Annotated in this window: 18 protein-coding genes and 2 pseudogenes; 9 read left to right on the top strand and 11 right to left on the bottom strand. The window is 68.5% G+C overall.

Going from position 1 to position 21273, the window contains the following annotated elements; translation table 11 throughout:
- Positions 1 to 64: 64 nt before the first annotated feature.
- From ACIQCZ_RS38720 to ACIQCZ_RS38700, 5 genes are all read right to left on the bottom strand, one after another.
- Positions 65 to 721: an O-methyltransferase gene (locus ACIQCZ_RS38720; protein ID WP_402290295.1), complete on the bottom strand. Its 657-nt coding sequence runs from the start codon at positions 719 to 721 to the stop codon at positions 65 to 67.
- Between the two features lie 116 nt (positions 722 to 837).
- Positions 838 to 1899 carry a TauD/TfdA family dioxygenase gene (locus tag ACIQCZ_RS38715; protein WP_402290293.1) on the bottom strand — a complete coding sequence of 354 codons (1062 nt, stop codon included), beginning with the start codon at positions 1897 to 1899 and terminating at the stop codon, positions 838 to 840.
- A gap of 34 nt (positions 1900 to 1933) precedes the next feature.
- Complete coding sequence (locus tag ACIQCZ_RS38710) at positions 1934 to 3106, bottom strand: phenazine antibiotic biosynthesis protein (protein ID WP_402290290.1); 1173 nt, start codon at positions 3104 to 3106, stop codon at positions 1934 to 1936.
- The gene (locus ACIQCZ_RS38705; RefSeq protein WP_402290287.1) at positions 3037 to 3981 is read right to left on the bottom strand and encodes an HpcH/HpaI aldolase/citrate lyase family protein; all 945 of its coding nucleotides are present in this window, start codon (positions 3979 to 3981) and stop codon (positions 3037 to 3039) included. The genes ACIQCZ_RS38710 and ACIQCZ_RS38705 overlap by 70 nt, the downstream gene beginning before the upstream one ends.
- The gene (locus ACIQCZ_RS38700) at positions 3978 to 5201 is read right to left on the bottom strand and encodes a CaiB/BaiF CoA transferase family protein (protein WP_402290284.1); all 1224 of its coding nucleotides are present in this window, start codon (positions 5199 to 5201) and stop codon (positions 3978 to 3980) included. Before ACIQCZ_RS38700 ends, ACIQCZ_RS38705 begins: the two co-directional genes overlap by 4 nt.
- A 529-nt stretch (positions 5202 to 5730) precedes the next feature.
- Between ACIQCZ_RS38700 and ACIQCZ_RS38695 the strand changes: the two genes are divergently transcribed.
- Positions 5731 to 6681 carry a hypothetical protein gene (locus tag ACIQCZ_RS38695; RefSeq protein ID WP_402290281.1) on the top strand — a complete coding sequence of 317 codons (951 nt, stop codon included), beginning with the start codon at positions 5731 to 5733 and terminating at the stop codon, positions 6679 to 6681.
- On the opposite strand, the gene ACIQCZ_RS38690 is transcribed toward ACIQCZ_RS38695, so the two are convergent.
- The 3 genes from ACIQCZ_RS38690 to ACIQCZ_RS38680 all read right to left on the bottom strand — a co-directional run bounded on the left by ACIQCZ_RS38690 (position 6653) and on the right by ACIQCZ_RS38680 (position 9679).
- On the bottom strand, positions 6653 to 8056 hold the full coding sequence (locus ACIQCZ_RS38690; RefSeq protein ID WP_402290279.1) for an MmgE/PrpD family protein: 1404 nt from the start codon (positions 8054 to 8056) through the stop codon (positions 6653 to 6655). The two genes, ACIQCZ_RS38695 and ACIQCZ_RS38690, sit on opposite strands and share 29 nt — an antisense overlap.
- Positions 8053 to 8844 (bottom strand): cyclase family protein, encoded by a 792-nt coding sequence (locus tag ACIQCZ_RS38685; protein ID WP_402290276.1) that lies wholly within the window; start codon positions 8842 to 8844, stop codon positions 8053 to 8055. The genes ACIQCZ_RS38690 and ACIQCZ_RS38685 overlap by 4 nt, the downstream gene beginning before the upstream one ends.
- A gap of 94 nt (positions 8845 to 8938) precedes the next feature.
- Positions 8939 to 9679, bottom strand: a complete 741-nt coding sequence (locus ACIQCZ_RS38680) for a thioesterase II family protein (RefSeq protein WP_402290273.1) — start codon at positions 9677 to 9679, stop codon at positions 8939 to 8941.
- Between the two features lie 117 nt (positions 9680 to 9796).
- On the opposite strand from ACIQCZ_RS38680, the gene ACIQCZ_RS38675 reads away from it, so the two are divergent.
- The 3 genes from ACIQCZ_RS38675 to ACIQCZ_RS38665 all read left to right on the top strand — a co-directional run bounded on the left by ACIQCZ_RS38675 (position 9797) and on the right by ACIQCZ_RS38665 (position 11116).
- The gene (locus ACIQCZ_RS38675) at positions 9797 to 10021 is read left to right on the top strand and encodes a hypothetical protein (RefSeq protein ID WP_402290270.1); all 225 of its coding nucleotides are present in this window, start codon (positions 9797 to 9799) and stop codon (positions 10019 to 10021) included.
- A 133-nt stretch (positions 10022 to 10154) separates the two neighbouring features.
- Positions 10155 to 10799, top strand: a complete 645-nt coding sequence (locus tag ACIQCZ_RS38670; protein ID WP_402290267.1) for a LuxR C-terminal-related transcriptional regulator — start codon at positions 10155 to 10157, stop codon at positions 10797 to 10799.
- Positions 10727 to 11116 carry a nuclear transport factor 2 family protein gene (locus tag ACIQCZ_RS38665; protein WP_402290264.1) on the top strand — a complete coding sequence of 130 codons (390 nt, stop codon included), beginning with the start codon at positions 10727 to 10729 and terminating at the stop codon, positions 11114 to 11116. Before ACIQCZ_RS38670 ends, ACIQCZ_RS38665 begins: the two co-directional genes overlap by 73 nt.
- A 240-nt stretch (positions 11117 to 11356) precedes the next feature.
- On the opposite strand, the pseudogene ACIQCZ_RS38660 reads toward ACIQCZ_RS38665, so the two are convergent.
- Positions 11357 to 11914, bottom strand: a pseudogene (locus ACIQCZ_RS38660) (cytochrome c oxidase assembly protein).
- A 487-nt stretch (positions 11915 to 12401) separates the two neighbouring features.
- Between ACIQCZ_RS38660 and ACIQCZ_RS38655 the strand changes: the two are divergent.
- Positions 12402 to 12746: a hypothetical protein gene (locus tag ACIQCZ_RS38655; RefSeq protein ID WP_402290262.1), complete on the top strand. Its 345-nt coding sequence runs from the start codon at positions 12402 to 12404 to the stop codon at positions 12744 to 12746.
- Positions 12747 to 12975: 229 nt separating this feature from the next.
- Positions 12976 to 15084 (top strand): CHAT domain-containing protein, encoded by a 2109-nt coding sequence (locus tag ACIQCZ_RS38650; RefSeq protein ID WP_402290260.1) that lies wholly within the window; start codon positions 12976 to 12978, stop codon positions 15082 to 15084.
- A 4-nt stretch (positions 15085 to 15088) separates the two neighbouring features.
- On the opposite strand, the gene ACIQCZ_RS38645 is transcribed toward ACIQCZ_RS38650, so the two are convergent.
- Positions 15089 to 15490, bottom strand: coding sequence for a hypothetical protein (locus ACIQCZ_RS38645; RefSeq protein ID WP_402290257.1), 402 nt, complete (start codon positions 15488 to 15490; stop codon positions 15089 to 15091).
- Positions 15491 to 15580: 90 nt separating this feature from the next.
- Positions 15581 to 16417 carry a tyrosine-type recombinase/integrase gene (locus ACIQCZ_RS38640; RefSeq protein ID WP_402290255.1) on the bottom strand — a complete coding sequence of 279 codons (837 nt, stop codon included), beginning with the start codon at positions 16415 to 16417 and terminating at the stop codon, positions 15581 to 15583.
- Positions 16418 to 16889: 472 nt separating this feature from the next.
- Between ACIQCZ_RS38640 and ACIQCZ_RS38635 the strand changes: the two are divergent.
- The 3 genes and pseudogenes from ACIQCZ_RS38635 to ACIQCZ_RS38625 all read left to right on the top strand — a co-directional run.
- A pseudogene (locus ACIQCZ_RS38635) lies at positions 16890 to 17485 on the top strand (DUF4913 domain-containing protein); the annotation flags it as partial.
- A gap of 122 nt (positions 17486 to 17607) precedes the next feature.
- Positions 17608 to 19983, top strand: coding sequence for a DNA topoisomerase (locus ACIQCZ_RS38630; protein ID WP_402290253.1), 2376 nt, complete (start codon positions 17608 to 17610; stop codon positions 19981 to 19983).
- A gap of 170 nt (positions 19984 to 20153) precedes the next feature.
- Positions 20154 to 21143, top strand: a complete 990-nt coding sequence (locus tag ACIQCZ_RS38625; protein WP_402290250.1) for a hypothetical protein — start codon at positions 20154 to 20156, stop codon at positions 21141 to 21143.
- Positions 21144 to 21273 lie beyond the last annotated feature (130 nt).

Genomic DNA, 21273 nt, shown 5'->3' with positions numbered 1-21273 from the left:
GACGCATGTGTGAGTTCTGGGAATCGACTGAATGACACCACCCGGCAACCTGGCGCGCTTCCACTCACTTTTTTCTGACGAGCGTGATTCCGTCCGCCATCGGCAGCAAGCAGATTTCGACTCGTTCGTCGGTGTGCAGCCGGGTGTTCAATTCGCGCACCGAAACGGTGTCGATGTCCGTCACGGCCGGATCGGCGACCCGGCCGAAGAACAACGTGTTGTCCACCACAATCAGTCCGCCCGGGCGCAGCAGGGGTAGCGATTCCTCGTAGTAGTGGAGATATCCGGACTTGTCGGCGTCGACGAACACGAAATCGAACTCGGCGCCCTCCTCACGCAGCGCCGCGAGCGTGGCACGGGCGTCGCCGACCCGCACCTCGATCAGGTCCGCCACCCCCGCCCTCTCCCAGAACGGCCTGCCCATGTCGGGCCACTTCGCCGCGATGTCGCAGGTCACCAGCCGCCCGTCGGTCGGCAGGGCGCGCGCCATGCACAGCGTGCTGTAGCCGGTGAAGGTGCCGATCTCCAGCACGGCGCGGGCGCCGGTGAGGCCGACGAGCAGGGCGAGCAGCTGTCCCTCCTCGGGCATCACCTGCAGCGCCTGTGCCGCCGGCACCGTCGCCGTCTCGGCCCGGAGCCCGGCGAGCACCTGGTCGTCACGCAGGGAAGTGGCCCGCACGTAGTCGAGTATTTTCTGGTTCGCGGTGATCTGCTGAGCCATGAGGATGCTTTCATGAAATGTCGGGGGGGGGGGAGAGTGCGTTTCCGAGCGGCGGTCGGACCGGAGTCACCCGGGCCGGCCGCCGCTTTGTCATTTCGGCCGGCCGTTGTGGACAGTCAGGCGGGGATGACGACCCCGAACTCGTCGGCCTGCCTCCGCTGGAACTCGCCGAACTCCCCGTGCAGCTGCCAGCGCCGAGCCGCGCCCCGCAGCGTGCCGGGTTCCCTGGTGCCCCAAGCGGCCTCGAACTCCGGCGGCAGCGGCCTGCTCGACGGCACCGACCACCACATGCGCAGCAGGTGCCGCCCGGTGTCCGCCTCTTCGCTGTCGAACCTCGTCCGGCCGTGCAGCACCAGGTGGTTGTTGATCAGCTGCAGATCCCCCGGCTGGAACTCCATGGCGGTGACCAGGTCCGGCCGGGCCGCGATCTCCTCGACCGCCTCGACGGCGCGCCGCTGCCGGTCGGTCAGCCGCGGCGCCGCGGGGTTGTCCTGGCTGCGCAGGATCCGGCGGAGGTAGAACCGCGTCGTGGTCCGCCCCTCGTGACGGCCGAACACCGGGCACAGGAAGAAATCGGGGTGGTGCTCGTCCGGCGAGGCGACGTCGGCGAACGGAAGCGGTTCGTACAGCGCGGGCAGCAGGTCGGGGTACACCCACGAGATCTCCCGCCGCACCGCTTCGGCACTCACGACGAGGCTGGTACCGCCGCGGGCGGCGGCTCGCCGGCACAGCAACCCGACGATGTCCGTCGAGTCGATGTGGAACCCGATGTGCTGGTTCGAGCTGTGCACCCGCAGCCGGCCCGCGCGGCCCTCGTCGCGGATGTCGACCATGTGCGAGTCGGAGTTGTTCTGGATGAGCGGCACCCCGAGGTACATGCCGAGCCCCCAGTACAGGCGGCGGACCTCGTCCTCGCTCTTCCCGGCGACCGGGATCCCGCGAACCAGCGCGAAACCCGGCTCGTCCTCCATCGACCGCAGGATGCGCCGCAGTTTCGGCCCCACCCTCGGCAACGGGAAATCGGCCTCGCCGGCGGCGAAGTCGGACTTGCCGCTCGCGAGCAGCGTGGCGAACGCTTTGTCGATCTCGGCCGCCTCCGACACGGTCAGCTCGTGCAGCCACGGCTCCTCGTCCGGCGCGCGCGACACTCCGGGTTCCGCGTTCAGCAGAATCGACATCCCTCTTTCGTCCTTTCGGTAAACGTCGGCCGACTCAGTAGATGCCCTCGATCACCCGTTCACCGCCGAACTTCTCGACCGGCCGGGGATCGGCCACCGAATCGCCGAACTGCCCTTCCGGGCCGCGGACCCGGATCGCCGAGTCCCGCTCGAGGTTGTTGGGCAGGAACACGCCCTTGCTGACGTGGCTCATCACGACCTGGCCGCGCCGGCCGTAGTCCACGGTCTCCCCGGTCTCGGGGTCGACGACCCGGAACATCACGACCGGGGTGTACGGGTCGTAGATCACCTGGTCGCCTGCGCCGGTCCCGGTGCGTTCGGCCGCCCCTTCCAGGATCATGGCGCTGTTGTACCGGCTCACCATGCGCACCTGCGGGAAATGCACGCGCGACAGTTCGAACCGCTCGTCGGCGGTCATGTGCGCGCCGCCCCAGAACACCACGGCCACCTTGGCGTTGATGAGCTCGACGAGGCGGGGACGGCCGGCACATGCGCGCAGGATCGGCGGGGTGATCACCACGAGGCCGACGTGCTGGGTTTCGAGCACGTGCTCGATCTGGTCCAGCACGTGGTCCACATAGGACTTCACCTGGTCCTGCTCACCGCGGCTGATCAGCTTCTTGACCCAGCGCGGGTCCACGTCGATGGAGAACTTGATGGTGTTCTGCTTCTTCACCACGTCGTCGTACTGGCCGCCGATCTTGTGCGGCCCGGTCGGCGTCGCGATGAGGATGTTGCCGGGTTCCCGCTCGGCGAACACGGGACCGGCGAGCATCCGGTCGATCGAGCTCTCGAACCAGTCGGGCATGAGGATCACGCGTTTGGGCGCGCCGGTGGTCCCGCCGGTCTCGAACACCTTGGGCGCCGGCGGGTGGGGGCCGTAACCGCGCGGGATGAGGTCCTCGACGGGAATCCCCCGCAGCTCGTCGACGACGTTGGGGAACAACGTCAGGTCCTCGTAGCCGCGCACGTCGCGGATCGGGTCGAAGTCGAGGGCTTTGGCGCGCTCGAGCCAAAACCGCGAGCCGGTGTCGGCGCCGAAGTGCCATTCGAGAGCGGTCCTGAGGTATCCCTCGGGGTCGGTCGGGCGGACAGCCGGGTCCAGCACCGCCCACCGCTTGTCGGTCAGGACGCCAGTCATGAAGAACCTCCGCTGTTCCGGATGTAATCCACCGATTCCGAAGTTCGTGCCTGCTCCACCGGCCACGCGACGTCCGTGACCAGGTTGAGCGCGGTGGCCAGCTCCAGGACCTGCTTCGCCCGGGCGAGCACGGGCGGGCCGACCATCTTCCCCTGCGACGTGATGGTGATCGACCTGCTCTCCAGCGCTGCGAGGTCCACGGCGGCGCAGATCTCCAGCGCGTCGTCGATCTCGTTCGTGGTCGGGGTGTAGACGTCGTGGATGACGGGGATCTGCGCCGGGTGGATCGCCATACGACCAAGGAACCCGAGCCGGCGGCCGTGCTTGCTGGTGACCAGCAGCCCGCGCAGATCGCGAGGCTCGGCGTAGACGCTCTGGCACGGATTAGGCAGGCCGGCCGCACGCGCGGCCACGATCACGCGGGCCCGGCAGGTGTCCATGGTCGGCCCTTCGGCGGTGGTGCTGAGGTCGACCCGGAGATCGGACTCGCCGAGGCCGAGCATCGTCACCTCGGGCGACGCGGTGGCCAGGGCGAACGCGCGTTCCAGCGCGACAGCCGATTCGATGAGCACATGGATCTTCGCCGGGTGTCCCAGCTCCCGCAGCACCTCGGCGACGCGCCGGACGTCGGCGGGCGAGTCCACTTTGGCCACTCGCACCCCGGCGAGCGCGGGACCCGCGACCGCGCGGATGTCGTCCTCGCACAGGCCCGACGACATGGGGTTGACCCGCACGTAGGTGGGCTTCGCGGCCAGCGTGGCCATGGCCTCGGCGACGATCTCGCGAGCCTCGGGCTTGCGCGGGCCCGGGACGGCGTCCTCCAGGTCGAGTATCACCGCGTCGGCCTCGGTGTCGTAGGCGCGCGCGATCCGGTCCGGGTGGTGGCCGGGCACGTACAGGCAGCTGCGGAACACCCGGTGCTTTCCGTGGGCGTCGGTCATGACCCGGTCTCCCCGGCCGTCGAGCGGGCGGACCGGACGGAGCCGCACACGTCCTCGGTGTGGGCGCCGATCGGCGGACCGGCCCAGTCGATCCGGCCCGGAGTGGCCGACAGCCGGAACGGGACCCCAGGCATGCGCACCGAGCCGAGCTCGGCGTCGGGCACGTCCACGCTGAGACCGCGCGCCCGGAACTGCGGATCGGCCAGCACGTCGTCGACCTCGTAGATGGGAGCAACGGCCGCTTCGGCCGCCTCGAAGGCGTCCACGACCTCGTCCCGGCACCGGGCGGCGATCCACGGCCGGATCGCGTCGTCGATCAGCTCGCGGTGCTCGGCCCGGCCAACTCCGGTGGCGAACCACGGCTCAGCGCCCAGATCGGGGCGGCCGACCAGCCGGACGACGCGTTCGGCGACCGTGCGCGCCGGGGCGGAGACGGCGACCCAGCGGTCGTCCGCGCAACGGTAGACGCCCCGAGGCGCGCTGTTGTTGGACCGGTTGCCGACCCGTTCGGGCTTGAGGCCGAGGTGTTCGTAAACGGTGAGCTGGGCTCCCAGTGAGCCGATGAGCGTCTCGGTGATGGCGATGTCCGCGATCTGACCGGTGCCGATCACGTCGCGGGCGCGCAGCGCGATCAGTACCGCGAGGGCCGCGTGCAGGCCGGCGATGGCATCGCCGAGCGGGAACGCCGGGAGCGCGGGCGGCCCGTCGGGTTCACCCGACATCGCCGCCAGCCCGCTCATGGCTTCCGCCAGCGTGCCGAAGCCGGGGCGGCGTGCGTACGGGCCGTCCTGTCCGAAGGCGGTGACCCTGGCCAGCACCAGCCGCGGGTTGGTCTCGGCGAGCACCTCCGGGCCGAGGCCCCAGCGTTCCAGGGTGCCCGGCCGGAAGTTCTCGATGAGGGCGTCGGCCCCGGCGGCGAGCCGGCGGAACCGCTGCGCGTCCTCAGGCTCGCGCAGGTCCAGCACAACGCTCTTCTTGTTGCGGCTCAGCACCTTCCACAGCAGCGGGACGTCGTCGTGCGCATGGCCGAAGCGGCGCAGCGGATCACCCGAGGGCTGTTCCACCTTGATGATCTCGGCGCCGAAGTCCCCGAGCAATCTCGCCGCGAACGGTCCCGCGAACAGCGTGGAGGCGTCGATCACGGTGAGCCCGGCCAGAGGTGCCACGGGAGCGGGCACGGCCGACCTGCCACATTCGGTTCTGTCGCGCGGACTCGCCATGCAGACCCTCCCCTCTGGGGCATCGGTGGATCACAGCGAAATTACGTAAGCCCACCAAGGAAGGTCAAGGTTGTGCACGCCGCGCCATTCTCGGGCGCGGTTTTCGACTGCGTTTTCCGCGCAGTTGAACACTGGCGCCGGCATAACGGAACGTCCGGCACACCGAGCCGGTTATCTCCCGTAGCTCCCGCGGAGTTCGAATCCACCAGATCAGGTAGTGGCGGCGGCGACATCACCAGTTCTGGCTGTTTCGAGCCGCAGGGCCCTCGCAGGCGTTGGCAGGTCGCGGTGGCGCAAATATGCTGGCAATACCGCCACGTCCACTGAATCACGCGCGAACCGCGGGCCCTCCGACACGACCAGGAGTCCCATGTCCCAGGACGAGACGACCTGTTGGCCGGGTGACGATTCGCCGGCCTTCGCAGACTCCGAACCGGCTGCCTGGCTGTCGGACCAACTGGTCACGAGCACCGTCCGCCGCATTCCCATCAGCTCACTCAACCTCAATTTCACCTTACGGCAAGACCGGGTGAACACCGAACACGTGCAGATCCTCGCCGGGATCACCGAAGAACTGCCACCGATCGTCGTGCACGAACAATCGGGCCGGGTCCTCGACGGAATCCACCGCGTCCGCGCGGCCTTGGCGCAGGAGCGGAACCACATTTCCGCCATTGTGTACAACGGTTCGGACGACGACGCTTTCGCCGTGGCCGTCCGGCTCAACACCGCACACGGGCTGCCGCTCTCGCGCGCGGAGCGAATCGCCGCCGCGACACGGATCCTGCGCACCCACCCACGGTGGTCGAACCGCATGATCGCCGGGGTCACCGGGCTGGCGGAGTCGACCGTCCGGGCGCGGCGCCGCGACCTTCCCGAACCCGGGCCCCGTTCCTGCAGCCGGGTCGGCCGCGACGGCCGTGTCCGACCGGTGAACGCCGCCGAGGGGCGACTGCGGGCCAGTCGGCTGCTCGCCGAGCGCCCGACCGCGTCGGCGCGGGAAATCGCGCATGAGGCCGGAGTCTCGCCGAACACCGTGCTCGACGTGCGGCGCCGGCTTGCCGAGGGCCGGGAACCGGCGCCGGTCCAGGCCCGAGGCGGCGAGCCCGGTGCACCAGCGACCCCTTACCCCACCGAGCCCAGCGACCTTGAGAAGATCACCGAGGCCGTGCTGGCCGACCTGATGGCGGATCCCTCGATCCGGCTCAACGACCGCGGGCGGTTCCTGATCCGCTGGATGCGGGCCAACCGGGAAGCGCTCAACACCCGGTCCGACGTCGTCTGCGCGATCCCCGACCACTGGTCGGTCCCCGTGGCCAGGCTGGCCCGGGCGTATTCGCTGTTCTGGCAGGATCTGGCCCGGCAACTGGAACACCGGTCGACGACACCGCCCCGAGAGAGCCCGGACCCGCGCCTCGAACCACCCGGCCTGCCGCAGGAATCCGGCGGGATCAGGTCGCCGAACGCAGCAGGCCGGTGATCGCCGCCGGTCCGGTGTCCGAAGCCAGCCCTGTCACCAGGGCGGCGAGTTCACCGGCCACCGCGTCATCCACCGCGCGCCGCGCGTTCATGCGGAACTTGGCCGTCAAGTCCGCGGCGGACAAAGGATTTTCCGGGCCGCCCAGGTTGTGCCGGACCCGTTCCTCGAGCACGGTGCCGTCGGCGAGCCGCACGGTGAGCACGGACGGGAACTGGTGCGGGAAGATCCGCGTGCACTCCGGGTCGGCCACCGGAGTCACCCTCGCGGCCAGCGCGAGGCGGGCCGGATCGGCCACCGCGTTGTCGGTGAAGTCGGCGTGGGACAGGCCGAGGCCGCCACCTCCGAGCAACGCGGCGGCCACCGTATACGGCCCGCTGAACGCGCCGTGGTAACCGGACAGCGGCCGACGTTTGTCCTCGATCGGCTCGGCGATGGTGCGCAGCACCGGTTCGGGCACGCCGAGGGTGAGCTCGGTGATGATGGCGGGATCGATATCGCGCCGCCGGATCCGCAACGCGGCCTCCACCCCGGCGTGGGTGAAGTGGTTGCAGGGATAGGGTTTCACGAAGATCCGGTCGCTCTCCCACCGCTCGCCGAGGTCCCGGGTCACGGCTTCGAGGTCGAACCGGTCGCCGCAGAACGCACGCAGCAGGCCGAACCGGCCTTCCAGCACGGTCGGCGGCCCGGTGATCCCGTTCCTGGCGAGCGCCGCGGCCACCACCCCGGCGTGCGCCGCCCAACCGCAGTGGACCCGTTTGACCGTGCCGCCCGTCCGGTTGGCCTCGATGATCCCGGATCCCATGCTGCACGCGATGCCGATGGCCGAGGTCAGCCGAGCGGCGCTCAGCCCACGCAGTATCCCGGCCGCGACGGCGGCGCCGACCGTGCCGCAGATCGCGGTGGCGTGCTGGCCGCGGTCGAAGAACACCGAGTTCGCGTTCTGCTCGTCGTAGCCGGCCATGCCCAGCCGGCAGGTCACCTCGACCCCGACGGCCACGGCGTCGCAGAAGGCGGGCCCGGACGCGTCGGTCTGCTCCGCGACGGCGAGTGCCGCCGGCACGACCGCGGCCGACGGGTGCAGCACCGAAGGCAGGTGTGTGTCGTCGAAGTCCAGTGCGTGCGCGAGCGTGCCGTTGACCAGCGCGGCCGACGGCGCGGGCAGGCGGGTGGCCGAGCCGATCACCGTGGCCTGCGGCGAACCGCCCCACTCCCCCACCGTGGCCGCGACGGCCTCGGCTGGCCGCTCCGACAGCGCGGCGAGGCAGTTGCCGAGCAGGTCCAGGACCCGGCCGGCGACGTTGCTCCGCCGGTCGGCAGGCAGTCCGTCGTTCGCGACGGCCTCGGCCAGCGCGCCCAGCCGTTCGGCCGGGGTCACGCGCCCACCACCGCGATCGGCCGGATCGGGGAACCGGTGCCACCGACGATGCGCAACGGCGAAACCACGATGGGAAACTCCGTGAGACCCGACGCGGCAATCTCTTCTAGGTTGAGGTGTTCCATCAGGTAGATGCCGTGCTCGACCAGCAGCAGGCGGTGCACCGGCAGCGTCCGGTGGCCTTCGCCCGGCGGGATCCGCTCGTAGGCCGTCGTGTCGGCGCCGGTGGCCACGATGCCCTGCGCGGCCAGCCATTCGGCCGCGTCCTCGGCCACGCCGGGAACGCCGGTCGCGTGACCCAGGTAGGTCTCCGGGCTCGCGAAGTGGGCCGCCCATCCGGTCCGCACGAGCACGACGTCGCCGGGGCCGGGCAGGGCACCGGCGCGCTCGGCAGCATCCAGCAGATCCTTCCGCGTGACGCCGTAGCCGGGCTCGAGCACGTCCACCCCGAGCACTGCGGCAACGTCCAGCAGCAGCGCCCGCGCGACGAGCGGCGGGATCTGTTCGGCGCCGAGTTCGGTGAACGCACCGCCGCGCTGGGCCGTCTCCGCGTCCACGCCACCGTGCAGCCTGCCGTCGTGACTGACGTGCGACAGCGCGTCGATGTGCGTGCCCACGTGCCCGCCGGTGACGATCATCTCGCTGCTGGCCGAGCCGCCGTCCGGCCGGCGCAGGTCCCCGTGTCGGCGCGCCAGCGTCATCCGGAAACCCGGATGGTTCGGGGAGCAGGGCATGCCGGTGAACAGCGGGTGTCCCAACTCGATCGTGCGCACGCCCTTGGCCAGCACGGCCAGCAGCGCGCTGGTTCGCGTGTCCGTCATGAATCAACTCCCGGGATCGGCACGGCGGCCGGCCGCGCTCGCACGTCGGCCGCGAGCGTGCTCAGCGGATGGGCTCGGCTCCCCGCGTGTTCAGTCGGCGCGCCAGGAGATCGATCACTTCTTTGGCGTGGTCGACGAGGTAGAAGTGCCCGCCGCCGAACACCTCCAGCTCCGTCGGCCCGGTGGTGTGCTCCGCCCAGGCCCGCGCCTCGTCGAGGGTGACGCGAGGATCCTCGTCGCCGACGAGCACCGTCACCGGGCAGTCGAGGCGCGCATCGGGGTCGTGCCGATAGCGTTCGACGGCGCGATAGTCGCCGCGCACGGCCGGGAGGATCAGGGCGAGCAATTCCGGATCGGCGAGCATGGACTGGTTGGGTCCACCGAGGCCCTGCAGCTCCGCCACGATCTGCGCGTCCGTGCCCTTGTGCACCTGCTCGTCGCGGTACCGGGAGGGCGCGCGCCGGCCCGAGGCGAACAACCGCGCAGGCGCGGGCAGCCCCGCTTCCCGCATCCGCAGCGCCACCTCGTAGGCGAGCACCGCGCCCATGCTGTGGCCGAACAACGCCAGCGGCCGGTCGGCCAGCTGCCGCAGCGCCGCGAAAATACGGTCCGCGTACTCGGGCACGTTGTCGATGCCCGGTTCGCTCCGCCGGGCTTGGCGGCCGGGATACTGCACCGCCATCACCTCGACGTCGGGACCGAACGCCTTGGCCAGCGGGAAGAAAAAGCTCGCCGAGCCACCAGCATGCGGCAGGCAGGCCAGGCGCACCGCCGCGCTCGGGGCCGGGTTGTACGTCGACACCCAATTCTCGAAATACTCAGTCGAAGCCGTCACGTCGAATTGCCCCCTCGGTAAGGCGTGTTGTTTCGCCGCACCGGGATGCTAGGTCGCGACAGCGGTGGCCGGACATCCTCCGCCTTGATAGTTTCGGCCTGCGTCACCGCCGACCAGGATCGGTCGGGGTGCCTGGACGGCCTCCTGCCCGCCCGCCGACGGCAACGAGTGAAGGCCCGCACCCGCAAGAACCTCACCAGCAAGTACGGACCGAACACCGGACAGCACCCCCAGAAGGCCCAGAACCACACCGTCCGCACTACCATCGCGTTCTTCGATCACGGCCTCGACAGCCGCTCACGGCGCTGACGAACGGCCCCTTGCGTGATCAACAAGCCGCTGGTTTAGTGACAACTGGTTGTCACCCGGCTATCACTGAGCATGTCTCGTCGCCGAGGTCGCGGCGCCGGCTTTTTCGACTCGGGGAGGGGGCGTCGTCGCCATGTGCAATTTTCGGCAGCCGCCGCGGCCGCGCTCGCCACGCCTGGCGAACGGGCGAGGGCGCTCTTCAAGGTCGCCCTCGCATGACCGGGCACGGGGCGCTGATCCTTCGATCACACCCGGGTGCAGCTCGCCTACAGCGAACACCTGCGCCGCCTGCGCGCGACGGGCGAAGCGCAAACGCCAACTGCGCAGCGTGCTCACGACATTCCGTGATCTCGGCGCACTGCCCGGGGCATCCCGCGCCGAGGTGGAGCTGCGGGCCGCCGACGCGCCCCGGCTGACGCCACAGGAGCTCGAGATCGTCAGGGTCGCTGCCGATGGCCTGACGAACAAGCAGATCGGCCAACGGCTTTACCTCTCAACGCGGATCATCGGCAACCACCTGTACCACGCCCTCCCCAAACTGGGCATCACGTCCCGCTCAACCTCCGCGACGCCCTCAACTCTCCGATCGCGTCCGACACTCCGCACCACACGCCGGGCGCTCTGCGCCAGTGCCTCGGCAACCCCGCCCCCGCGGAAGGCGACGACGCGGCCGGCCGCCGCACGTGACCGACGAGGGAGACACCCATGTCCCAGCAGGCCAACGAAGCGATGGCCGAACGCCTCATCCACCTCTACAACACCGACGTGCACGCCATGATCGACCAGTGCTACCCGGACGACCTCCGGATCAAGGTCAACGGCGTTCTCGCCATCACCGACCGCGACAAGTTCCACAAAGTCGAATCCGAGGTCCTCGTCATCGCGCCCGACCGCCAGGCCGCGATCACCCGCCTCCTGCACACCGGCGACGACACCGTCACCGTCGAAGGCACCTGCACCTTCACCGACACCGAGTCCGGCTCGACCCGCCGCACCTACTGGTGCTCGATCTGGACCATCACCGACGACCTCGTCACCTCCGACAGCACCTACCTCGACGCCTCCGTATGGACCGGAGTCGGCTCCGGCGAATAGCGCCGCCCGACCCGCAGCGCAACCGGCACCGGTCCGGAATCGCCTGGTCCAAGACCGCGGTCCGCGTCATCCTGACCAACCCACCGTCTACCTCCGCGAGGACGCCATCGCGGACCCACTCGACACTTGGCTGGCCAGACCTTCGCCCCAGCCCGCCTCGAGACCCAGGCCAGCCTCCTCTGCGACCACTCGGTGCCGTACTCGGCTCCCTGAACCCATGGTGGTGCTGTACGGGGTAGGTCAGCCCGCGGCTGTGCTGGCTACAGCGACGTGCTGTCGGTTCCGGGTGGGACGCCAGGTGGCGACGAGGGCTGCGGCGAGGAGAAGCTCGGCGATGTCGCCGCAGTAGTACATGATCTGCGCGCCACCTTGGACCTGATCGATGGGTGCGTGCACGTTGATGAGGAAGCCGCCGTAGATCAGCTGGGCGATCGAGGCGTGCGCGGCGACCGCGATCCCGAGGACGACGAGCCGCGTGGGGACGCCGGGCCTGGCCGGTGCAGGGTCGGGGCCGGCGATGACCCAGGCGAACAAGCTGCCAGCCAAGAGGAAGTGCACGTGCATCAGCCAGTGCAGGACCGGCTGGTTCATGGTCGCGTTATACAGCGGGGTGAACTACCCGCGAGGGTACCGGTGCTCAGGACAAGGGCGGTGACCGGGTATTCGAGCGCGCGGGCCGGGCGGCTGTGCAGAACGCTGGTCAGCGCCCGGGGCCCGGGCTGTGGGCAAGGTGCGCAGCAGCAGGGTGACCGGCGCGCCGAGCACCAGGGCCAGGGGCACGTACATTCCGATGAGCATTGACCGGGGTAGGGGTCGGTGTCAGGCCTTGCCGACGGTGGTCCTGCCGCTCTGGACGGAATCGGCGCCGGGAGCCGGGGAGCAGACCGGCGATGGGGTACATACTCCGCAGCCATCACCCGATGGGAGGCGTTCACCCGCCCCGCGCCGCCGGACGGCTCCGTGCCGACTTCGTGGAGTGGGTGGAGGGCTTTTCTATCGGGGTCTTTGCCTTCGATGGGCTGGCTGACGTGTGGTTTTGTCCGCCTCTCAGTGGCCGACAGGTGCCGGGAACTGGCCCGTACGCGACAAGTTGATGCGTTCAGCAACACCCGACCAATTTGACTGGATGCTGCCGTACTCCAGCGGGTTAACGACGAACCCGCGCTCACCAAGATCGGTGTCGACGACTTGGCGCCACATCAGATCATTTACCACTGACATGATTTGAGGGACGCCACACGACGACGTATGCGAAAATGCCTCAGGGCTGCGAAAGGATCAACTCGTGATCATCGAACCCGGCTCGTGGACGGCGGGCGAGGTACTGAGCGAGCTCAGCATCAGAGGCGTCGCCACACAAGATCTGCGCGTCGAGTCTCGTGCGTCCACCTTGCAGTTCCGTGCCGTCGACACAGCAGTCCTGGTCGCAGTGATCGGGGCAGTCGGCTCGACCCTGACCGCCTTGGTTGCGGGTCTGCTTCAAATGAGCACGACCAGGACAGGGCAGCGCATCTCGATCGAGCTCGCGTCAGGAAGCAAGATCGACGTTCCCGCCGATGTCGCGCCCGACGAACTGGAGCGGATCATCGCGTCGTTGTCCGAGGTTCCCTCCCGCATCATCCTTCCATAGCGTCCGAGTTCCCAGATGACACGAGGACGGATCTCGCATGAGTGAAGCGGTGTCCCTTGCGGAATCGGCCTGGGCGAACTGCTTGGCCGGTGACGTATCAGAGTGTCTGGCGCAGTTGCGTCGCCTGCCTCCTCTGCAGCTGATCGAACCCGCGGAGCGAAGAGGTGCCGGACGCCTACTCGATCAAGTCGCGGCACTGCTCCCACAGAGATTGGCCGCCGTATGCGGCGTGGCCACCGAGAGCCAGTGCCTTGACCTGTTGAACGGGCGGATAGGCAAAGGCCTGACCGAGGGCGTTGCAGAATTCGGGGCCTTGGGCGTGGCGCTTATGCACGGGCTGCGGCCTCCGCTGAGTGTGGAAGAGCTGGAAGTGGGACTGGTCCAGTACGCCCGCAGTCGCGCGCGAGCGATCGGCGATCCCGGCCTGCATCCGGTCTTTCTTGACACGTTCGGCAGTGAGTCGCTGGCGTCCTTTGTGACCGTCTTCGCACCGCCAGCCGTTGGCGGCAAGCCTGGCAATCTTGTGGCACGCCTGCTGTGCGCGACCGCGCGCGGACGCTGCGGCGGGTATTCCGCCGGTGAAGCCGAGGTCTGGCTGCGGCAGGGCCTGGACATCATCGGCTCAGAGGGGCAGGCGGCCGAACGCGGCGCTGACCGACGGGCCGTGATGCATATGCACATCGCCGGGTTAGACACGCTGCATCGGCTGGCTGTTCGCCGCCGCGACCAGAGAATGTCCATGGGCGCGATCACGGAAATGGTGCGCCTCGCGCGGCAAGCGGTGGGCGCCGGAATGTACGAGGAAGCATGGCACCTCGTCCTGCGAAGCGCCGCCTGGGCTGCTGAACTCGATCCGTCTTCCTTGAGTTGGCCGGATTGGCTCGTCACCGCGCTCCTTGAGTTGGAGTCGCACGAGCACCTGCAGACCGTCTTTCTCAGCGATCTGCTGAGCCTCGCCGCGGCCCCCAAGCAGGATCCGCGGCTCGCTGGCGTGGTGCAGAACTGCTGGGCCACCATCCGATCGACTCTCGCATCCCTGGCAACGACCATGCCGGCAGCCAGCCGATGGCGGGAGACCGCCGCCCGGAGCGCCGATCTGGATGACCTCCTGACGTTCTCACTCCTCGACCCCGCGCGGTGGACCGATCCTCAGAAGTGGGTTCAGGCGCTGCTGCCGCTCTTCTTCGCCCATCCCTATGAATGGCGCGAGCTCAAAACGCAGGGCCCTGCCGTCTCGGCAGGGCTGAAGGCAGTGGCTTCCGGTGCTACGGGTGCATGGGTGGTCAACCTCACTGACTCCCCTGCGAGTACAACAGCACGCTTCTCGGCTGATCTGCACCAGGCGCTCTGGCGACAGCCTCAGACGTTCGCGTCCATTGTGGGTCCTGACGGTATCCGTGACGCACTGTTCGTGAATGAAGGGCAGCTTGATGCTGCGGGCTTCTTTCCCATCGTGCGGGCGTTCAACGACGTGACGCGGCGGCGAAGGAACGCGGAGGCGTTCGCCAACATAACCACCGTGATCAACGCCGCGTCTGCCAAACTCGACGCGGCTCAACAGCTTGTCCGTGAGCTGCCCTGTCTCGAGGTACGCGAAGACGAAATGATCTGCTGCGTGGGCACGCTGTTCCAGATCCCTTGGGAGCTGAGCGTTGATGCGGTCGCATCCGGCACCACCGCCCGTGTCTGCCTCGACCCGCGCTCCACCGGCCTGTCCCGAGTCGAGATGCACGATGTTCGAATCTCGGAAGCCTCACGCGTCGCTATCGTGGACAGCGGGGCCAATCTCGACCACTCTCGGCGGGAGGTCGAGAGCATCGCGGCTGCTCTTGGCCTCCAGGTGGAATCCGTCAACGTCGGAGATCTCACCACGCTTCAACAGGCAGCTCAGCGATACAAAGTCCTCCACGTCATCGGCCACGGAACGCAGTCCTGGCGCGACCCGCGAGAGAACGCCATACACCTTGGCCGCACCCCCATCACGGCACACAACTTGGCGCGCCTGGACTTCACACACGTCGATTTGGTCGTAATCAACGCGTGCGACGCCGCCGCGCCCGGACCATGGGCCAAGACCGGTGAGGCGACCATCGCTGGAGCCCTCATCGCCGCCGGCGCCAAAGCCGTAGTGGCCGCGCTGTGGTCCGTAGAAGACTCCTGCGCGGCAGCGTTCGCTTCCGGGTTCTATCGCAGCCTGGTCACGGGTTCCTCGCTACCGACAGCGTTCCATCACGCCCACGAAGAGCTGCGTGATCACGCGCGAAGTGTCATCACCGGCCCTAACAGTCTCCTGACTCAGCCCTATCGCCTCCTGATCCGAGGCCGCGGGGTCGGATAGCATGTTATCGCGGAGTTCCCCGATTTCGGTCGGCCATGAGGCGTCGGTATGCCTCGCGGACCGCGCCGAGCTCCTCCTCGCGTTCTTCCAGGGTGCGTCGCATGTCCAGGTTCTGCTGCCGTGTGTCCTCAAGTTCGCGTTCGAGCGCTGCCGTGACCGGTGGCGCGCCCAGCCCGCTGCGTTGGTGAGCCTGTTCACCCAGGAGCACGGACAGCCGTTCCTCTAGGAGATGGATGTGCTGCTGGAGTCGGCGGTTGCGCTCAGCGAGGTTGGCGTTGTCGGCACGGAGCGAGGCTGTGCTCGGTGCACTGTCGTCAACGAGCACGGGCATCCCTTCGGGGATCAACGGCCGATGCTCGACGTCCCAGGGCTCCCAGCCCCGGGACGAGAAGAAACTCAAGATCATGGGCGCTGACAGTGGAAACACCACACGGCTCAGCGCAAAGCCCAAAAACCCAGACCACCAGCCCAGTTGGAGCTAATCGCTACACGGAATCTAAGCGAAGACAACGTGCCGGGCCATGTGCGGATGAACCTTGCGCTCCAAGGCCGCCCGGCGCGAGAGTGCCTCCAGCAGGAAGTCGCTGTCCTGAGCGGCCCGGCAGGCGTCCCGCTCCACCATGAACCGATCGTATGCCTGCACGGTGAGCCAGTCGGCTGGCGCCGCCCGGTGCCGACGCGACTTCGCCGATGCCTTGTTGACGTTCTCCCGCCGCCGTACGTGCACGTGCGCGCCGAAGATGCCGCAGCCCAGCCGGGACGCGTCCGCGACGAAGTGCACGTCCTCGCGTCGGACTCCGGTCAACTCGCCGCGTCGCAGGCCCATGCACCACATCGCCACCACGATGAACCGGTCCCGGGCATTGCGGCAGGCCCGCAGCAGTCCCAGGATCTCCTCGGGCGACGCCGCATCGATGAGCGAGTCCGGCTCGCGCAGCCCGTGCCGGGCGCGTGGTCGCAGCCGGGCCGGGCCCTCCCCGCGCACGTCAGCGGGCAGGTCCCAATCCGGGACCAGGTCGTACAACGGTTCCAGCGCGGCCGGATCGGCCTGGCCGGTGGCCACGGCGAAGCGGATGAACTCCCGGACCGCCGCGAGTACGGTGTTGACCCGCCGCGCGCCCCGCACCGGATCGTCCAGCCGCACCAGACTGCCGCCGTCCTCGTGCTGCAGCCAGTACACGAAGCGGCCCAGTCGGGCCGTGGCCTGCACCCAGGCGAGCCCGGTCCGCGCGCACCACCGCAGATACAAGGCCACCGACGTCGCGTACGCCTGTGTCGTGGACTCCGCCAGATCCCGCCCCAGTCGGGCGTTGACCAAGAACTCGTCCGCCACCGGCACTGGTTCAATAGACGAGTCGACCACCGTCCAGTACGTCACCCCGCTGGGAGCCGCACCGGGAAGGACCGGAACTCCTCCATCACATCGCCCATGAGGGACAACTCACCCACACTCCGGCGAGCTGCGACATGCCCGATACACCGACGGAACCTGTAGTGCACCCGCTCGGCCCACCCGCAACGCGACAGTGCACGCCATCCAAAGCACCCCGACGAAAGGGCTTGGAGCCCGGCTGGGTCACCGTCACGCCGGGGCTCGGACGACCGGCTCAGCTCACCGCGCTCGGCAACGGCTTCGCGCCGCAACAGGCCACCCGTGCAATGCAATGCAGTTGCTGGCTCCACGCTTCCCCCGTTGCCTTTGCTGCACGACGGGCCCCATTACCGGGATATCCCGGCCGGACCAATTCGCGGTTTCTCCGGACCTTCCTCGGCATGTCGCCTTCCCAGAGATGGAGCACGCACCCATGTCCGATACCAGCAAGACCCCCCACCCCGGAGCCACTCCGCGTCCCCGACGAGAACCTCGACAACCTCGCCAGCACCCTCGCCAAGACCATGTCCGAGGTCAGGCAGCACTGCGTCATCCTCGACCGCCTCGGCTCCGAACCTGCTCCCGTACCCGCTGCACCCTGGCCGGATGACGACGCTCCGGCGACGGAAACGGACTCCGAGCAGGCAGACGGCCCCACCTCGGTGTTCACCTCGCCCTGGGCGGCGAGGCGTACAGCGTCGAACTCGCCGCCCTCAGCGACTGGGTGAACTACCTCTACCTCCCGGTGTACAGCCGGGCGATCAGCACGAGCCGCCCGTTGTGCGGGCAGCGGCACGAACACCCCGAGGCCTCGCCCGGCTGCACGCCCTGAGGCTCGCGTGGCAGCAGCTCACCGACGTCGAGGCTGGCCTGTCCGGTCCTTCGACGTGGCACCGCGACCACCTGGACCAGGCGCTGGTTCATCTCCATGCTCCCGACTACTCCTTCGCCGCGCACACGACGAGCCCGACCCGGCCCAACCACCGCGTGCTGGCCACCCCTGCACCCGAACATCTGGGACTGGCGGCACGTGCCGCCGGTGCCGGGGGCACGGGCAGACAGGGATTGCGACTACGATTCAACTCCTATTCAACTCACCTTTTCACGTAAGCTCTCATTCACTTATGAGCCAATGGCGAGAGGGAGTCAGCATGGTTGCGATCGTGGTCGCAGAGAAGCCGAGCGCGGCGAGGAACATGGCCAGCGCACTGGGCGGGTCGAAGGGCAGCTACAAGGGCATGGCCTATGAGGTCACGAACCTGCGGGGCCATCTCTACGAGTTCACCCAGCCGCACTCGATGGTGGACTCCTCGCTCGCGGACAGCTATCAGAAGTGGGACCTGGGAAACCTGCCGTGGAACCCGCAGGACCTCTCGTGGAAGCGCGAGCCGCAAAAGAACGTCGGGGACGTCATCAAGACCCTGCGTGCCGCGCTCGGTCGCGGCGACGAGATCGTCATCGCCACGGATCTGGATCCGTCCGGCGAGGGCGATCTGCTCTTCTGGGAGGCGATCGACGAACTCGGCTTCCACGGGAAGCAGTTCAGCCGCATGGAGTTCACCGACGAGTCGAAGGCCTCGATCCAGCAGGCTTTCGAGCAGCGCCGGCCGGTGAAGTCCATGAAGGACGAGGGCGACTACCGCAAGGCGCTGTACCGCTCGCAGTGGGACTTCCTCTCGATGCAGTTCACGCGTATCGCCACAGCAATGGGGCGCCGGTCCGGCCAGGATCTCGTGCTGCGCCAGGGCCGGCTGAAGTCGGCGATGGTCTCTCTCGTCGGCGACCAGCAGAAGGCCTATGAGGGCTACGTCAAGAAGTCGTTCTTCCAGAGCCGGTTCCGTGACGAGAACGACGTGCTGTACACGAAGCCGGAGGAGCCGCGGTTCGACCAGCGGTGCCAGGTGCCGCAGCAGTATGGCCCCTCCCCCGTCGTGCTGGACGGCAAGGCGGACAAGAAGACGGCCCCTCCGAAGCTCCTGGACCTCGCGGCCCTGTCCTCGATGCTCGTCGGCAAGGGCGTGAAGGCGAACCTCACGCTGTCGACATACCAGAAGATGTATGAGGACCAGGTCGTCTCGTATCCGCGCACCGAGGACAAGACGATCACGCCCGAGCAGTTCAAGGACCTCGCCCCACTGGTCGACAAGATCGCTGCAGTGGCCGGCGTCGACGCCAGGCTTCTGACGCACCGCCGGCCCCGTCCCACGCATGTGAAGCCCCAGGGCGCTCACGGCGCGAACCGTCCGGGACCGAAGGTGCCCTCGTCGCTGGACGAGGTTGAGCGCAAGTACGGCAAGGCCGGACGGCTCATCTACGAGATGCTCGCGAAGAACTACCTGGCCATGGTCGCCGAGGACTACCTCTACGAGCAGCAGAAGGGCCACGTGGAGAAGTACCCGGACTTCGTCGGGATCGCCAACGTGCCCACGAGCCCTGGCTGGAGGGCCGTGTTCGATCCGGACGCCGGCGACGGCCCGGCAGAGGACGATGGGAACGATTCCGGCAAGGGCCTGGGCCGGAACGCTGAGCCGTTCATCTTCGAGGGCGCGAACAAGCGCCCGGAGCACCCGACGATGAAGTGGCTGATGAAGCAGCTGGAGAAGCGTGACGTGGGTACGGGCGCAACCCGCACGTCGACGTACTCGGAAGTCATCAACGACCGGGCGAAGTACCCATTGCTGACCGAGAAGGGCCGGAAGCTCAGGCTGGCGCAGGCCGGAGAGATGAGTTGGAGGCTACTGCCCGGCACGCGCATCGGCGATCTCGGGCTCACCGAGAAGGTCTACGCCGACATGCGCGACATCGCCGCCGGGACGGCGACTGCCGAAGAGCGCCTGGCTGTCATCGCCGACTGGGTGCGCGAGGACATCGCCACGATGGCGCGGAACGCCACGTCCATGCGCGCTGAGCTGGGCCTGAAGGAGCGGGTCGGCGCCGCCCGCGCCGAGGGTGTGTGGCAGGGCGCTCCGGGTGGCCCGAAGAAGGTCGCCTTCAAGAAGGTTTGGTCGGGCCACACGTTCGGCGATGCCGAGGTGGCGAAGCTGCTCGCGGGCGAGACGATCTCGTTCGAGGCGAGGTCGAAGGAGGACAAACCCTTCATGGCCACCGGTGCGCTCGGCGTCGGCGACTTCAGGGGCCGCAAGTTCGTCGGGTTCCAGCTGGAGGTGCCGGACAGGCCGACGAAGTGGTCTGGTCGGACGTTCACGCCAGCGGAGGTCACAGCGCTTCTGGCAGGCCAGTCGCTGGAGATCGACGACTTCGTCAGCGCGCGGACGGGCAAGACCTTCGGCTGCAGGGTCAGCTGGGATGCGAAGGCAAAGAAGATCACCTCTGATTTCGGCTCCGGAGACGAGCCGCCTCGGTCCTGGTGCCAGGTGACCTTCACCGACGCTCAGCGCAAGAACCTGGCGGCCGGCAAGACCATCCGCGGCACAGGCTTCGTCTCGGCCCAGGGCAAGACCTTCGACGCCCGTATCTCCTGGAAGACAGAAGGCGGCAAGAAGAAGATCGTCCCGACGTTCGAGTGATGCCGGACGGGCACTGACAAGCGGCAGCGGGTTCCGGACCTCGGGGCCCGCTGCCGCCTTTTCACGGCAGCGACAGCGACAGCATGAGGAGGCGATGGGGACGATGACCGGAGCCGTTCAGCTCACACCGGGAGGTCCGTTACCACACTTAGGATCGCTAGGGTTCTGGGGTGACGAATGCCCCGCACCGCCACTCGACGGACTGTGGACCCGAGCGCCTGGCCCCGTGCGACGATGCCCACGACGCCTACCGGCAGCTCGCCACCTGGACCGCCGAGGGGTCCCCTTACAAGCTGTCCTCCGGCGGCTTCTCCACCGAGGCCCGCCGCCACTACCGCACCTACACCACCGCCTGGCTCAACTGGTGCGACCTTGGAGACAGGCTCGACCCCTACTCCTGCGCACGGGCCAATATCGGGGCGTGGATCTCTGACGAGCACGAGAGCGCTGCCCTCGCCACCCGGGCCGTGATGGTCTCCGCCGTCACGAGCTTCTACCAGCACCTGCTCGCTCTGGGCGTCACCGACGGGGTCGACACCGAACTCACCCGGGCCCGTCTCGCCGGGGCCCCCGTGCCGACCGACCCCAAGCGCACCGGCTTGAGGGGCGACGGCCCGAGGTGGATGATGCACGCCGCCGACCGTCTAACCGGCCGCGACGCACTGCGCGACCGGGCCCTGATCTACCTACTGCTCAACAGCTACTTCGGGCACGAAAAGCTACGCCCCGGCACGATCCTGGCCCTCGACCTGGAGGACCGGGTCAACGAGGGCTTCCGAACCAGCTGGAAGGTGCGGCCCAAGAACGCCGAAGACACCGCCTTGACCACCGTCACCGTCAACCGGGACGCCGCCCGCGCGCTGGACGCCTACGTGGGGTGCACCGTCGCCGGGACGTATGAGCCCGACCCGCTCACCGGCCGTATCATCAGCCCCGCCCGCGGCACCTACCTCTCTCGGGGCGCGCTGCTGACCGGGTCTTCCAACCGGGCCCGGGGTGCTCGCCTGGCCCGCTCCGACACGATCAACCGGATCGTGCGCGCCGTGGTGGCCTCCCACGAGGAGTTGGCCCCCTACGCGGACGTGCTGAGCGCCGACTTCATCGCCGCGACCCCGCCACCGGGCAAACGCCCCAGGGACAGCGAGGGAGGCAACGGGTAGGGAGGCCGGGGCCATCTGAGGCTGAGGGCGCCGGCGGTGTACTGGGCGTCGAAGTCGCGCCAGGCGATCAGCCGCCCCGTGATCATCTTCGATTGGGTCGGGGCTTCGGAGTTCGGTGGGGTGAGTCGCT

The organism is Streptomyces sp. NPDC093149 (assembly GCF_044754145.1).
Taxonomy (GTDB): Bacteria; Actinomycetota; Actinomycetes; order Streptomycetales; family Streptomycetaceae; genus Streptomyces.
The sequence above is the reverse complement of the archived record's forward strand: the minus strand, read 5'-3'. Positions and strand labels throughout refer to the sequence as shown.